At 49.8% G+C, this 14,823-nt stretch carries 15 protein-coding genes and 3 tRNA genes; 16 read left to right on the top strand and 2 right to left on the bottom strand.

Annotation, left to right across the window (positions count from 1 at the left end; translation table 11 throughout):
- Positions 1-9 precede the first annotated feature (9 nt).
- The 12 genes from PGL01S_RS02630 (at position 10) to PGL01S_RS02575 (ending at position 8,758) form a co-directional block, all read left to right on the top strand.
- A tRNA-Cys gene (locus PGL01S_RS02630) sits at positions 10-83 on the top strand.
- 18 nt (positions 84-101) lie between these two features.
- Positions 102-178, top strand: a tRNA-Arg gene (locus PGL01S_RS02625).
- A 12-nt stretch (positions 179-190) separates the two neighbouring features.
- Positions 191-272, top strand: a tRNA-Leu gene (locus tag PGL01S_RS02620).
- A gap of 167 nt (positions 273-439) precedes the next feature.
- Positions 440-1,900: a spore germination protein gene (locus tag PGL01S_RS02615; protein ID WP_127491071.1), complete on the top strand. Its 1,461-nt coding sequence runs from the start codon at positions 440-442 to the stop codon at positions 1,898-1,900.
- A gap of 33 nt (positions 1,901-1,933) precedes the next feature.
- Positions 1,934-3,136 (top strand): Ger(x)C family spore germination protein, encoded by a 1,203-nt coding sequence (locus PGL01S_RS02610; protein WP_127491069.1) that lies wholly within the window; start codon positions 1,934-1,936, stop codon positions 3,134-3,136.
- Between the two features lie 262 nt (positions 3,137-3,398).
- On the top strand, positions 3,399-4,502 hold the full coding sequence (locus PGL01S_RS02605) for a GerAB/ArcD/ProY family transporter (protein WP_127491067.1): 1,104 nt from the start codon (positions 3,399-3,401) through the stop codon (positions 4,500-4,502).
- A 215-nt stretch (positions 4,503-4,717) separates the two neighbouring features.
- Positions 4,718-5,017, top strand: a complete 300-nt coding sequence (locus PGL01S_RS02600; RefSeq protein ID WP_127491065.1) for a LiaF transmembrane domain-containing protein — start codon at positions 4,718-4,720, stop codon at positions 5,015-5,017.
- Between the two features lie 24 nt (positions 5,018-5,041).
- Positions 5,042-5,728: a PspA/IM30 family protein gene (locus PGL01S_RS02595; protein WP_127491063.1), complete on the top strand. Its 687-nt coding sequence runs from the start codon at positions 5,042-5,044 to the stop codon at positions 5,726-5,728.
- A complete protein-coding gene (locus PGL01S_RS02590) occupies positions 5,716-6,207 on the top strand; it encodes a PspC domain-containing protein (protein WP_127491061.1) in 492 nt (163 codons plus the stop codon). The genes PGL01S_RS02595 and PGL01S_RS02590 overlap by 13 nt, the downstream gene beginning before the upstream one ends.
- Positions 6,208-6,209: 2 nt before the next feature.
- Positions 6,210-6,911, top strand: a complete 702-nt coding sequence (locus tag PGL01S_RS02585) for a PspA/IM30 family protein (RefSeq protein ID WP_127491059.1) — start codon at positions 6,210-6,212, stop codon at positions 6,909-6,911.
- Between the two features lie 130 nt (positions 6,912-7,041).
- Complete coding sequence (locus PGL01S_RS02580) at positions 7,042-8,055, top strand: sensor histidine kinase (RefSeq protein ID WP_127491057.1); 1,014 nt, start codon at positions 7,042-7,044, stop codon at positions 8,053-8,055.
- Between the two features lie 52 nt (positions 8,056-8,107).
- Positions 8,108-8,758: a response regulator gene (locus PGL01S_RS02575; protein WP_041613999.1), complete on the top strand. Its 651-nt coding sequence runs from the start codon at positions 8,108-8,110 to the stop codon at positions 8,756-8,758.
- A 106-nt stretch (positions 8,759-8,864) separates the two neighbouring features.
- Here the strand turns inward: PGL01S_RS02575 and PGL01S_RS02570 are convergent, their stop codons facing one another.
- Complete coding sequence (locus tag PGL01S_RS02570) at positions 8,865-9,530, bottom strand: hypothetical protein (protein WP_127491055.1); 666 nt, start codon at positions 9,528-9,530, stop codon at positions 8,865-8,867.
- Positions 9,531-9,605: 75 nt separating this feature from the next.
- Positions 9,606-9,989 carry a hypothetical protein gene (locus PGL01S_RS02565; RefSeq protein WP_127491053.1) on the bottom strand — a complete coding sequence of 128 codons (384 nt, stop codon included), beginning with the start codon at positions 9,987-9,989 and terminating at the stop codon, positions 9,606-9,608.
- Positions 9,990-10,174: 185 nt separating this feature from the next.
- Here PGL01S_RS02565 and PGL01S_RS02560 point away from each other — a divergent pair, with 185 nt between their 5' ends.
- The 4 genes from PGL01S_RS02560 to PGL01S_RS02545 all read left to right on the top strand — a co-directional run bounded on the left by PGL01S_RS02560 (position 10,175) and on the right by PGL01S_RS02545 (position 14,818).
- Positions 10,175-10,852, top strand: a complete 678-nt coding sequence (locus PGL01S_RS02560) for a YwmB family TATA-box binding protein (protein ID WP_127491051.1) — start codon at positions 10,175-10,177, stop codon at positions 10,850-10,852.
- 123 nt (positions 10,853-10,975) lie between these two features.
- Entirely contained in the window at positions 10,976-12,520 is a 1,545-nt protein-coding gene (gene zwf / locus PGL01S_RS02555; protein WP_127491049.1) for a glucose-6-phosphate dehydrogenase, read from the top strand.
- Positions 12,521-12,559: 39 nt separating this feature from the next.
- The gene (locus tag PGL01S_RS02550) at positions 12,560-13,186 is read left to right on the top strand and encodes a cyclase family protein (RefSeq protein ID WP_127491048.1); all 627 of its coding nucleotides are present in this window, start codon (positions 12,560-12,562) and stop codon (positions 13,184-13,186) included.
- 42 nt (positions 13,187-13,228) lie between these two features.
- Positions 13,229-14,818 (top strand): peptide chain release factor 3, encoded by a 1,590-nt coding sequence (locus PGL01S_RS02545; protein ID WP_127491046.1) that lies wholly within the window; start codon positions 13,229-13,231, stop codon positions 14,816-14,818.
- Positions 14,819-14,823 lie beyond the last annotated feature (5 nt).

Raw genomic sequence — 14,823 nt, 5'->3', positions numbered from 1 at the left:
TAATTAGGTGGCGCCATAGCCAAGTGGTAAGGCAGAGCTCTGCAAAAGCTTTACCCCCAGTTCGAGTCTGGGTGGCGCCTCCACAATTATTTCAATAAAATGTGCCCTTAGCTCAGCTGGATAGAGCGTTTGACTACGAATCAAAAGGTCAGGAGTTCGAATCTCTTAGGGCACGCCATATTTACCAAATGCCGGTGTGGCGGAATGGCAGACGCGCGCGACTCAAAATCGTGAGGGAAACCGTGGAGGTTCGAGTCCTCTCACCGGCACCAAATATTGAAATGATTGCGCTGATTGTACTTTGTACAGTCAGCGTTTTTTGCATGTTTACATACTTTACGAGCACCTGGCGGACTAACCTCCGACGGGTGCTTTTTGTTTATATCGATTGGCGTATGACCATACTGATAATTATCAAATACGGGTGATGTGATGCAGCATGAGTCAGATCGATATTGCAACGATTAAAGAAAAACTCGGTTACAGTAACGATATTATTTTTAAAGAATTCCAAATCGATTATGGTGGCAATTCTCGAAAAGTGAATTTGTTTTATGCGGATGGGCTAGTAAACACGGACTCTGTTCAAGATTTTATATTGGAGACTCTGATGGTGGAGTTTCCGAAGCTTAATACGAATCAGCATCCTTTTCTGGACTTGCTGACCGCGGGAGAAATAGAAGAAGTGACATCGACGGATACGATGTACTATAACCTGTTTTCCGGCCATGTCATTCTTATATGGGACAGCAATAAAATATTGTCCATTGCTATGAATGGAATTAAAGACCGTGCGGTTTCAGAGGCCATGACGGAAACGGTAAGCCGCGGCCCCAAAGAGTCGTTTACGGAATCCATTCGCACAAATACGGCTCTGGTCAGAAGGAAAATTAAGAATCCCGATTTGTGGCTTGAAAATATGAGAATCGGGAAAATGACCCAGACTAGTGTTTCCATAATGTATATAAAAGGTATTGTGAGCGATAAGATCTTGGAAGAGGTTCGTAACCGATTATCCAGAATAGATATTGACGGGATTCTGGAAAGCGGCTATATCGAAGAGCTGATTCAGGATTCCGCTTATAGTCCATTTCCGACCATGTACAACTCCGAACGGCCGGATGTTATCGCTGCCGAACTGCTGGAAGGCAAAGTGGCGATATTGGTGGATGGAACGCCTCATGTGCTTGTGGTTCCCGCTTTGTTCATTTCCTTCATGCATTCTGCGGAGGATTACTATCAACGCGCCGATATCAGCTCGCTGATAAGGATTCTCCGCTTTGTAGGCATCTTTATCGCTCTGTTAGGGCCATCGCTTTATATAGCCATCACGACCTTTCATCAGGAAATGCTCCCTACACAGCTGCTCATTGGACTTGCGGCCCAACGGGAAGGGATACCTTTTCCCGCATTTATCGAGGCGTTGATTATGGAGATTACGTTCGAGATCCTGCGTGAAGCCGGGGTTCGGATGCCTAGAACAATGGGTCAGGCTATTTCGATTGTCGGCACCTTGGTTATCGGACAGGCAGCTGTGGATGCGGGGATTGTTTCCGCTGCGATGGTAATAGTGGTATCCATCACGGCTATATCAAGCTTTGTTGTGCCGGCCATGAATATGTCCATTTCCATCCGGATGATCCGATTCGCGCTAATGGGGCTGGCTGCGTCCTTTGGTTTATACGGGATAATTCTAGGCATTTTTGCACTCGTGCTTCATTTATGCAGTCTCCGTACCTTCGGAGTACCGTATATGAGTCCATTTGGACCCTTTATTGCCGAGGATACGAAGGATACCTTATTCCGGCTGCCGCACTGGGCCATGCGGAAACGGCTGCGTCTAATTAGTCAGAATAATATTACCCGTGGCAATAACAAGCCTCCCGGGCCGAAGCGTTAATCGAGAATAAAGGCAACGAGATGAGGAATTGCGATGATGATGCGGAGAATATTAGTTCCCTTATTGTTTGTTTTAATAGCGATGACGCTGACTGGCTGCTGGAATCGCCGCGAGCTTAATGATCTGGCTATTGCCGTGGCAATCGGAATCGATAAGGATGGGGAGAATCAATATCAGGTGTCGGTTCAGGTCGTTGACCCGGGAGAGGTTGCCGCAAACAACAGAACGATGACGCGGACTCCCGTTACGTTTTACCAAGCGAGGGGACGAACCATATTTGAAGCCATACGCAAAATGACTACGGTATCGCCGAGACCTATATATTCTGCCCACCTTCGGATGTTAGTCATAGGCGAGGAGTTAGCCAAAGAAGGGATTGCCGATGCTCTTGAATACATGTCCAGATATTATGAGCATCGCACCGATTTCTACATCACCATTGCAAGAGAGACTACCGCAGCGAGCACGCTGAAAATATTAACCCATTTGGAAGCTATACCTGCAAATCAGATGTATTCTTCTTTGCTAAACTCGCAGAAGCAATGGGCGCCAACCGCATCGATAACGCTGGATCAGCTCATCATGGATATCGTTAGAAAAGGCAAACAACCGGTTGTCACCGGACTCCGCCTGAGAGGTGACCGTGAAAAAGGCGAAAGCAGGGAAAATGTTGAAAAAATTGCTTCACCCGCATACCTGCAGTATTCGGGCATGGCTGTTTTTAACGAGGATAAGCTTGTTGGATGGTTGAATGAAGGCGAAAGCAGAGGCTACTCTTTTATTCACAACGATGTACATGATACGGTCGGGGTTCTTAATTGTCCCGAGGGCGGGAGAATGACAATTGAGGTCATTCGTTCAAAAACGACAACCAAAGCCAGATTTGTAAACGGAGAACCGGAAATACATATAGGGATTCGTACCGAGGGCAGCATTGGCGAAGTGTTGTGTAAAATCGATCTGACTCAAAAGTCGTCTATTTATGAGTTGGAGCACGAAAGCGCGGAAGCGATACGGGGGTTTGTACAGAAAACAATCCATCAGGTTCAGGAAAAATACAAAGTGGACATATTTGGATTTGGAGATGTCGTTCATCGCGCGAATCCTTCCTATTGGAAAAGCGTTGAAAATGATTGGGATGCCGTCTTTCAGAAGATGCCGGTCAAGTTAGACGTTGTGGTAAATATCCGGCAGACTGGTACGGTTAGTAACTCGTTTATGCAAGAAATGAAGTAAGAAGGAATTAGCAACTATGATGAAATATATATGGCTATTCGCAGCCGCAGCTGTAATTATTCTGATTGAAGTGCCGTCATTGAGGAAGAGAAAGCTGAGGAAGGATCTTTGGGTATTCTTTTGCCTGCTGGGGTTAGGTATCGTACTGGTGATTATGAGGTTCCTCAATTTACATATTCCTAATCCGGTAAATGGGCTCGATTATATGCTGCGGCCGCTGGCCGAGGCGATTTTCCAAAATTTAAGCGGGAGGTGATGAGGGATGCTCGAGAAGGGAAAAATAAGTCACCGGCAGCTGACCGTTCTTACGCTTCTGTATACGATTGGCACCTCCATCCTGATCGTTCCTTCCATTATGGCCGTATTCTCCAAACAAGACGGCTGGATTGCATGCCTTATAGGAACAGCGGCCAATCTTCTAACCATATTGATTTATAGCGCGCTGGCCGGCCGCTATCCCACATTAACGCTTGCGGAGTTTAGCGAGAAGATATTGGGGAAGTGGCTAGGAAAGGTTATTTCGTTGTTTTTCCTTTCTTTTATCTTTTTGTTGTCTTCTTTCCTGCTTCGCGTCGTAGGGAATTTCATGACGACCCATATTATGCCGAATACGCCAATCGAAATAACGATTATTTTATTCATGGCTGTGGTGGTTTACGCGGTTCGGCTTGGTATTGAAACAACGGCTAGGGCAGCGGAGATTTTCTTGCCGTTTGTAATTGCATTGTTTCTATTCCTTACTTTCTTCCTGTTGCCCCAGATTAGAATAGATCGGGCTGAGCCTGTTTTCGAGAATGGAATAAAACCAATCCTGCTAGGCGCGTTTTATTATTTTAATCTTCAAGAACAGGTTATTCTTATGATGCTGGTTCCTTATACGAACAGGCCGGAAAAAGCAAGAAGCGCCTTGCTGGCGGGAACCTTGCTCGGCAGCGTGGTTATTATTGTTAGCGTACTGCTGTCGACGCTGGTACTGGGTACCGAATTCACGCAGAGGAATATGTATGCCAGCTATACCCTGGCTAAGCAAATCAGTGTGGGGAACTTTCTGCAGAGAGTCGAGGCCATGCTGGCAATTATATGGTTGATCACGATTTTTTTCAAAACGGTGGTTTGCATGTACGCCGTAACGCTTGGGACAGCCCAGACGCTGAGACTGAAGGACCCCCGTACGCTGACTCTGCCGTTTGCCCTTTTGCTTGTTTTCTTGTCTCTTCTCGTCTATGACAATATCGTTAGCTTTGTTGCGTTTACGCCTAAGGTATTCTCCTTGTATGCGACTATCTTTATGGTAATCATCCCGGTTGGGCTGCTCGGCATAGATGCTCTCCGTTCCAGCTTCAAGCAGAACCAATCATCATCATGAGGTGCTGACTCTTGCATAGGGTAAAGCACCTTTTTTGCGTAATAGGACAGGATTCGACCCTTAAGGCGGAAGAGCGACTCGACCTAGGTCTAGCATAGAAACCGTCGTTGGTCCGTTTTAGAAAGCACGGATTCGATCTACAATAGGAACATAAGCAAGAGAGATTCACAAGAAGAGAAAAACAAAGCAATCTTTGAGAGGCGGTGGAAGAAGCAATGGATGGTAAAAAAGCGTTAGGCTTATTGCTTGCAGTTGCAGGCGGTATCATGGTACTTAAATTCTTCGGCATCCATCTTGGTGCACTGGTAGGTACCCTGTTCGCAATCGTATTAATCGGACTTGGGGTAGTTGCCTGGAGGAGCAATAAAAAAATCATCGGCGGAATCGTCGGCGCAATCGGTATTTTGATGCTGCTGCCGGCATTGTCGAAACTGATTATGCTGGGTATCGCGGTTGTGCTGATCCTGTTCGGTATTTCGATGGTGAAAAAAAATAACAACAATCGACATTTCTAATAAAAAAAGTTGGGAGGGCCATACATGAGCATTATGCGGCGAGTGCGCGACATTACAGTGGCAAGTTTAAATGAAAGACTGGAGAAAGCAGAAGATCCGGTTCGCCTGATTGACCAGTTTCTCTGGTCCACACGCGAAGAGATTATTCAAGCGGAACGGCTGCACCAGCAATATCTAGGACATAGCAATCATCTCAAAGCGCAATGGCTGCAAGCAGAGCAGCAGAAGGAAAAACGCGAGCAGCAAGCATTGACCGCGCTGAAAGCCGGCGAGGAGCAGCTTGCGCGAATCGCTCTTCACGAGAAGACAACCAGCGAGGAGCGCTCGAATCAATACCGCGAGCTGTATGAGCAAAGCCGTCAGAATACGGTCGATCTTGAAGATCAGCTTCGCGAAATGCGCAGCGAGTACCAGCTTGTCTATGACAAACGCGAATATTACGCGGCAAGAATGGAGTCGCTCAGACTTCAGCAGCGCATGAATGCGCGGTATACGGAGGGCGGCCAGGCGGGCGGCGTTCAGCCGGGCTCAATGTTCCGCAGATTGGAAGACCGGATCGGCGATATGGAAATGGAAGCAAAAAGCTTGCATGATCTTCGCCGGATGGGCAAAGAGTTCATCAGCGAAGCAGGCAACCAGGTGCAATCCGTTATCGAACGCGAGCTGCAGCAATTAAAGAAGAAACTTGAGAAGGAAGGATGGTCGTCTTGAAAAAACTGTACCGCTCCACCCGCGACAAGAAGCTGTTTGGTCTTTGCGGCGGACTCGCGGAAATGATCAATGTCGATGCGACTCTTATCCGTATCCTGCTCATCGTCGTTACCATCTTTACAAGCGGATTCGCAATTCCTGTCTATATCATTGCCGGCCTTATCGTTCCTAAGGAACCAACGTTTTATAACGGTCACGGCTTTGGACCCGGCGGGTTTGGAGGCGGCTACGGCGGCAGCGGGTACGGCAACGGCTATAACGGTGGTCAAGGCGGCCAAGGCGGCTTCGGTTCCTCCTTCGGCGGTCCTTACAAAAACCCGCCGCAAGGACAATGGGATAACTTCTCGCAAGCACGTCCAAGCCAGCAAGCTTCGTCGCAATTCGATAGCATGATGGATGATCTCGAAAAAAAAGCACTTCGTAAAGAAATTGAAGAATTACGCGCCAAATTGGCTAAATATGAGAAGGGAGAGATTTAACAATGGGAATCTTTAAAAGAATGAAGGATCTGACTAAGGCATCGGTGAATGAGGTATTGGATAAAATGGAAGATCCGGTAGTCATGCTGAATCAATATCTGCGCGACATGGAATCGGAAATTCATCAAGCGGAAGTAACGGTAGCGAAACAAATGGCGAACGAACGCCGTCTGAAACAACGTCTGGATGAAGCGGTACGCAGCATTGCCGACCGCGAGTCGAAGGCAGAAGCAGCGCTTCGCGCCGGCCAGGAAGAGTTCGCTCGCAAGCTGCTCGAAGAGAAGCTTTATTTCGACCAGAAGGTGAACGAATACAGCGATCTTCATGCGCAAGCGAAAACGCAAGCCGAAGAGCTGATGCAGCAATTGCACGGCATGAAGGATGAGTTCTACCAGCTTCGCAATAAACGCAATGAGCTGGCATCCCGCGCTCAAATCGCCAAAGCGCAAAAGCAAATGGCTCAAATTTCTTCGAACCATACGATCGACAGCGGTACGGCTTCGAGAGGCTTCTACCGTATGGAAGAGAAAATCATGCAGCTTGAAGCTGAAGCGGATGTTCTTCGCACTCCTTACTCGGCAGCATACAGCGGTACAAGCAACAACACAGGCTCCTTTAGCGCCGCTGATATGGAGAAAAAGCTGAAGGTTGACGAGCAGCTTGAAGCTTTGAAAAGCAAGCTGAACAAACCGGAAGAAGTATAATTAACCAGAAGTATGCAAAAACGGGAGAGCGGACCGGGTAACCGCAATTTCATTAAGCTTTAACTTAATGAAATTGCCGGGGGGATCGGTCTGCTCTTCCCTGCGTACGTATTTGAAGGAGTGGACCTGGATGGCTGAAGGACAAGCGAATGAGCACCATCGTGCGGAGAGGCCCAATAAAGAAGCAAGACGCAAAAATGTGACCGAGACCGTATTATGGCTCATTATTATCGTGAGTCTTGTCATCATTGTGCTGCAAGCGATTGGTTACGTGCGACTGTATACTTTCCAAGGCAAGTGGGCTATCTTAGGACTTACCGTAATCGGAGCAGCAATGGCGGCAGCAGCGATCGTTGGTTTTCTGCAGAATTCCAAGCTCAAGCAGGCCGTTGAACGGCTCAGCGAGCAGCAACGCAGACGCAGCTATCGGGTAACGCTGAATTCGGCGGAGGAGGAAGGCGGTGTTCCGGTGTCCGAACAGGAGCAAAGCGATGCGATCTGGACGGAGAAGGTCAAGTTCTCGGCTGTTATCGAGGAACGCCAGCGGCTTGCAAGAGAGCTGCATGACGCGGTCAGTCAACAGCTGTTCGCGATCTCGATGACGGCGACGGCTGTCAGCCGTACGATTGAGCGGGACTGGGAGCGGGCGAAGAGACAGGTACAGCTCATCGAAGAGATGGCTTCCGTAGCGCAATCCGAGATGCGCGCCCTGCTGCTGCATTTAAGACCCGTTCATCTGGACGGCAAAAATCTGGCTGCCGCATTAACCGCGCTGGTGGACGAGCTTAAGCAGAAGGTTCCGATGACGATTGATTTGGACGTTGATGACTCGATTACGATGAAGCCCGGGGCCGAGGACCATTTGTTCCGGATCGCGCAAGAAGCCTTGTCGAATACCCTTCGGCACGCAAAAGCGGAAAGTATGGAAATTAAGCTGCATCGGAAAGGCCCCGAAGTACGTATGTTATTAAAAGATACCGGCATCGGGTTCGACCTGGAAGCGAAGAAGCAAACCTCTTACGGATTATTAACGATGGAAGAGCGTGTGAATGAGCTTGGCGGCTATTTACATATGATCTCGAGACCGGGAGAGGGAACAAGCATCGATATCCGGGTTCCGATTGACGGCGAGATAGAGAAGTAAGGACCATGTACATGTGAAGGAAGCGGTGAATAAGGTGGAACCGATCGAGCAACTGAATGAACGGATTAAAGTATTATTAGTGGATGATCATGAGATGGTGCGTATCGGGCTTGCTGCGGTGCTCGATACGGAAGAAGGTATCGAAGTCGTAGGGGAAGCTAGCAACGGTTATGACGGAATTCGTCTGGCTCAGGCCTACAAGCCTGACATCGTGCTTATGGATCTTGTTATGGACGGCATGGATGGCGTGGAAACAACGCAAAAGCTGCTTGAGCTGTATCCGGAGTGCAAGGTTATCGTATTAACCAGCTTTATCGATGATAGCAAGCTGTATCCGGTTATTGAAGCGGGGGCGTTCAGCTACCTGCTCAAGACGGCGAGAGCAACGGAGATTGCGGATGCGATACGCGCAGCGGCACGCGGACAGTCGGTATTGGAATCGCAGGTTGCCGCCAAAATGATGAACCGTCTCCGCAAGCCGAAGCAGCCGGTACAGGCCGCGCTTCATGATGATTTGACGGAGCGCGAGATGGACGTGCTGAAGCGGGTAGCGCAAGGAATGTCCAATCAGGAAATAGCGGACGAGCTGTTTATCGGCGTGAAGACCGTGAAATTCCACATTACGAACATCTTTAACAAGCTTGACGTCGAGGACCGTACGCAAGCGGCGATTTATGCGCATAAGCAAGGGATTGCGGAGTAGAATGCATGGTTTTTATCAGATTGGGGCTGGCCTGAAGTTGAACTTTAGGAGAGCCCCTTTTTTCGTCTTACGGCTGGAGGGAGAGACCTGTTTTTGTTAAAATAAGTTAAAGGCGGCGGTTAAGAAGCATTCCGCTAGCAGGAAAAGGCCAATACGTTGCCATGGTATTGTAATAACAGCTGTAGGGCTGCAGAAGCGGCATATCCTTGCGCAGCAAATCCAGCACTCTTGCAGAAAGAGGTTCTTCCAGCGCTTTGTGAAGAGAGGTGATCCAGCCTCTTGGACCGGTAAGCAGCTGAACGGAGGATTCGACCTTGCACGGGTCGGGGAGCTGGATCTGCCAGGTACCGTTCACAAGCATCAGTCCATATTCAACCGCAGCAGGATGGGACATTGCTTGCTCGATAGAAAGCTTAAGCCGTGGATGAAGGAAGGGTTCAGCCTCTTCGAGGAAAGCAAGCAGTCCGTTTACGGCTGCTGCTACCTTCAGTAGTTCTTCCTCAATGACGGACAACGTTGGATTTTGTTTGATTTTACGGGCAGAGAGCCGGATCATCAGCTGGGCTTGTCTGCTGTGCAGAAGCCATCCTGCCGCCGTTTCGGCAGCATGACGGTAAGGGACGCCCCAATCGAAGCTGTCGAATAGATCGGATCCGGGAGGCAGCCTTATCGGCTCTTCTTCACGGAATGTACTTTTGCCGTAAGGGCGAACCGGGGAAACGGCTTGAAGCCGATCGGTTTGCCTGGCAGGGGTTATAGACAACATTGGCATTTAGACTGCCTCCTTTTGCGTCTGGTATGACCAGCATAGTATGCTTTTGCGGCAAAGGCTGGCGAATGGTGTCTGTCAGAACAAAAGAAATAAGAAGGCAACAAGCGCAAAATCAAGCGTGATCAAATCGCGGAACGGATAGTATGGGCGAGGCTCGTAGTAGTAAGGGTCAAACGGATAGGATTGCGTTTGGACGGGTTGTTCCGGCTTGCTTGATTTGGCTTGCTGCTGGAATTTGGATTTCGAGTTTTTTTTGCTCTTTTTCGAAGAAGATTTATCCGGAACAGCCTCCGGTTCATCCGCATCGGAAACGTTAGGATCTCCATTAAGCGTAAGCTTTCCGCCCTTGCATTTGCTCAGCCTGCCGATATGCCTCGATCCATCTTTCATAATGATATACACGGGCATTCCGCAATATCTCGACACGATATCTTCCTCGAGAGGATAAATCTGTTCCATTCAAGCTCCTCCTTATGTTTACTTGCATTAGGCTTTGCAACCAGTGTATTCACCCAGAGGCGAATAGGTATGGTTAAACACCTAGCAGTAATAAACGGTCAAGGGAGGTTATTGTCATCGCAGCGAATCGATTTGTTCAAACGACAGCCGAGCAGTCCAACCGGCGGAAAGCACGGCGAGCGGTTATGTTGGCGGCCGCTGTACTGGCGGTCGGCATCATCTGGGCAGTCTTCAATAGGGATGAGCTCCGTTCCGACGAGAATCCGGGAATCGTTGCCCATGATCTCGCTCTGATATGGCAGTGGACGGACAAGCTCTACAGCAAAGGCGCGGCGAATGCGGAATGGACAATAAGATGGGACCTTGAAGGGGAAGCAGCTGACCTGGAGCGAGCGGAACAACAGCTTCAGGCGGATGAAAAAGGGCAGAAGCAGGGAACACTGTCCATATTCCCGCTAAACTCGGATCATCAGGCGTTGCTTGTATTTACGACCGGCCAAAAGGCGGACAAGGAGCAGCTGCTTGCCGTTGTAAACCGTACGGAAGCCATCTTAAAGAAAGAGGGCGTTTCCTATTCCGGAGGTATGACGGTTCGGGGCAAGACGGAATATAATAACGCAGCGGAACGTCTGGCCCAAGCCACGGGTGGCAAGCGGGTTGACCGGTATAAGGACGAGAGCGGAACGGTCAGCGAAGCCTACTACTCGGAAAAGCTGTTCTCTTCGGTGGAAGCGGGAGCGGGGAAGAAGGCGAATCTGCAAATTGCCGAGCATCGGGAAACGGAGTCCGGGACGTTGTCTCTGATCGTCGGAACCCCGCTAATTACGGGAGATTACACCGTTTCCGAAGCAGGAAACGATTAGAAGAAATATGATGGCCAATTAGTTTTTTTTATGATTGGATGAATAGCAGTTTAAGGATTAATATGCTAAACTACATAAATAAAAATAAAAAAATATATGGAAAGAATGAGGGAACTAACTGAAATGAACGTTGAATCATCAAATGCGCAAGGCGCTATTTATTATATCTTCGGGGCGACAGGCGATTTGGCGAAGCGCAAGTTGTTTCCTGCCTTGTTCAGCTTATATAAAGAAGGAAAGCTGTCTGAAAATTTCGCCGTTGTAGGCCTCGCACGCAGAGAGCGTACTAACGAGCAGTTCCGCGCCGACCTGTATGAGTCGATCGTGGAATTCTGCCGTTACAAAGCAGATGACGTAGAGCTCTGGAACCGTTTTGCGGAGCACTTCGAATACATGCCGCTTGATATTAACAATGTGGAAGCATTCCGCGGTCTGGCTACTCTGTCCGATCAACTGGATGCCAAATTCAATATTCCGGGCAACCGTCTGTTCTATCTGGCGCTTGCACCGTCGCTGTTCGGCCCCGTATCGTTCAGCCTGCGCGACGGCGGACTGCTCGAATCCAAGGGCTGGCACCGCGTCGTAATCGAGAAGCCGTTCGGCTATGATCTGGAATCGGCCCAAAAGCTGAATGACCAAATCACGCAAGTCTTCAAAGAAGAAGAAATTTACCGCATTGACCACTACCTCGGCAAAGAGATGGTTCAAAATATTCAAGTGATCCGTTTCGCAAATGCGTTTTTTGAGCCGCTCTGGAACAATAACCATATCGCAAACGTGCAAATCACGCTCTCCGAAACGGTTGGCGTGGAAGAGCGCGGTGGTTATTATGACAAGTCTGGCGCCCTTCGCGACATGGGCCAAAACCATATGCTTCAAATGCTGACGATGATCGCAATGGAGCCGCCTAGCCGTCTGCATGGCGAAGATATCCGCGACGAGAAGGTTAAGGTGCTTCGCTCCCTTCGTCCGTACAAATCGAGCGACGAAGTGCGCAATCTGGTTGTACGCGGCCAATACAGCGAAGGCTCCCTCAATGGAAAAGAGCTTCCCGGTTACCGCCAAGAGGACTCGGTAGGCGAGAACTCTACAACGGAAACTTATTTTGCTGCCAAGCTGGCGGTTGACAACTTCCGCTGGGCGGGAGTACCGTTCTACATCCGTACAGGCAAACGCCTTCCGGTAAAAACAACGGAAGTGGTTATCGAGTTCAAATCGATGCCGCAAAACGTATTGTTCGCGCAGCGTCATGACCTGCAGCCGAACCTGCTCGTTATTCGCGTTAACCCGATGGAAGGCATCTATATTAAAGTAAATGCCAAAACGCCGGGCGAAGACAATTCGGTACAGCCTGTAAACATGGAATTCTGCCAAAGCTGCCAAATCGGCATCAATACGCCGGAAGCTTACGAGCGCCTGATCCATGATGCGGTTCGCGGCGATTCGACGTACTTCACCCGTTGGGATGAAGTGGCGCAAGCATGGGAATTCGTTGACCGCATTGCGGCTGCATGGCGTGAAGATTCGGCTGATCTGCAGCACTATCCTGCAGGCTCGTGGGGCCCGGAGAAAGCTGAAAAGCTGCTGGCGCAAGACGGCTTCAAATGGTGGCCGGTTAACGGGCAAGAAGAAGACAATGTGATTTGGGTATCGAATAGCGGCAAGTAATTTATTTCAAGCACACCGCTGACGGAGGGATATGCCTTTATGTTTAAGGTTTACGATATTTCGATGACAATCGAAAAGGGCATGCCGGTATGGGGCAACCATGACGGCAAGCAGCCCGAAATCAACTCCCAGCCTACCTCTCCAGACGGCGTTAACGAATCGCGCATCGATATGGATGTCCATTGCGGCACCCATGTCGATGCGCCTCTGCATATGTTGCCGGAGGATGGCTCAACAATCGAAACAATCGGTCTCGAGGAGCTGGTCGGGAATGCCCGGGTTCTGGACTTCACGGACGTGAACGACAGCATCACGAGAGAAGACCTGGAGAAGCATGGCCTGCAAAAGGGCGAGTTCATTCTCGTAAAAACGAAGAACTCATTTACGGATTCCTTTGAATCCGATTTCGTATTCTTGCGGGAGGATGGCGCCCGTTACCTCGTTGAGGTAGGGGTTCGCGGGATTGGTACGGACGGACTTGGGATTGAACGCTCCCAGGCGGAGTATCCAACCCACCGGACATTGTTCCGCAACAATGTCATTATTGTAGAAGGGCTTCGCCTGAAGGAAGTGCCCCCTGGCTCTTATTTCATGGTGATTGCGCCTTTGAAATTGACCGGTATCGAAGCGGCGCCCGCACGCGCGCTGCTGATCGGGAATGGATAAAGGAGCGTTGCCTCGCGGCAACGCTATGAAGGGAAGGCAAGCATGAGCCAAACGTTAAGCAATGAAATTACACAGGAAGTAGATAAGCGCCGTACCTTTGCGATTATCTCTCACCCTGACGCCGGTAAAACCACATTAACGGAGAAGCTCCTCTTATTCGGGGGAGCTATTCGTCTTGCAGGGTCGGTAAAAGCCCGCAAAGCGAGCCGCCACGCTACATCCGACTGGATGGAAATCGAGAAGCAGCGCGGTATCTCCGTTACGTCCAGCGTGATGCAGTTCGATTACCTCGGACATCGGGTTAACATTCTGGATACACCAGGTCACCAGGATTTCTCCGAAGATACGTACCGTACGCTGACTGCAGCGGACAGCGCGGTCATGCTGATCGACGTTGCGAAAGGCGTCGAGGCGCAGACGATCAAGCTGTTCCAGGTCTGCCGCAAACGCGGTATTCCGATCTTCACCTTTATTAACAAGCTGGACCGCGAAGGCCAAAGCCCATTCGAGCTGATGGAAGAGCTGGAGCGGGTTCTCGGCATTCGTTCGGTGCCAATGAACTGGCCAATCGGCATGGGCCGCGAGCTGTGCGGCGTATACGACCGGATGAAAAATCAGGTTGAGCTGTTCCAAGGCAATGACCACAGCACGATCGAGGTTCGCAAAGTCGATGATTATAATGATCCGGTTATTCGAGAAATGGCTGGAGACTACCTGCATGATCAGCTTATACAGGATTTGGAGCTGCTTGACGTAGCGGGCGATCCGTTTGATTTCGATAAAGTGCGGGCAGGCGAATTGACACCGATCTTCTTCGGAAGCGCCGTGAACAACTTCGGCGTTCAAACCTTCCTGGAGAACTTCCTGGAGCTTGCTCCAAAGCCTGCTCCGCGGATGAGCACCAGCGGTTCGGTTGACCCGACAAACGAGAAGTTCTCCGGTTACGTGTTCAAAATCCAAGCCAACATGAACCCGGCGCACCGCGACCGTATCGCTTTCCTTCGGATTTGCTCCGGGCGTTTCGAGCGCGGTATGAGCGTCCGCCATGTCCGCGCGGGCAAAGACATTAAGCTGTCCCAGCCGCAGCAATTCCTGGCGCAGGACCGCGATATTGTCGAGACGGCTTATCCGGGCGATATTATCGGTCTGTTCGACCCGGGTATTTTCCGGATTGGCGATTCCTTATCGCAAGGCTCCGAGGTCGTATTCGACGAGCTGCCTACATTCTCTCCGGAGATCTTCGCCAAGGTTACCGTGAAGAACGCTTTGAAGCATAAGCAGTATCAGAAGGGGATAGACCAACTGACGGAGGAAGGCACCATTCAGGTGTTCTACTCGGCAAGCGGCTTTGCTGACGAAACGATTCTTGGCGTAGTCGGCCACCTGCAGTTCGAGGTATTCGAGTACCGGATGAAGGGCGAATACGGCGTTGATATTCAGCTGCACCGTATGCCGTTCCAATTCGCGCGCTGGATCATTGACGATAAGATCGATCCTTCGAAGTTCCGGATCAACTCTACCCTTGTGAAGGACAAAAAGGGCAATTACGTTGTTCTCTTCGAGAATGAATATGCGATGCGCACCGCGATGGATAAGAATCCAACCATGAAATTCCTGGAGACTGCTCCATAAGCTTA

It is taken from the genome of Paenibacillus glycanilyticus NBRC 16618, assembly GCF_004000805.1.
In the GTDB taxonomy this organism is placed as follows: domain Bacteria; phylum Bacillota; class Bacilli; order Paenibacillales; family Paenibacillaceae; genus Pristimantibacillus; species Pristimantibacillus glycanilyticus.
Note: the sequence above shows the minus strand (reverse complement) of the source record. Positions and strands in the feature narration are given on the sequence as shown.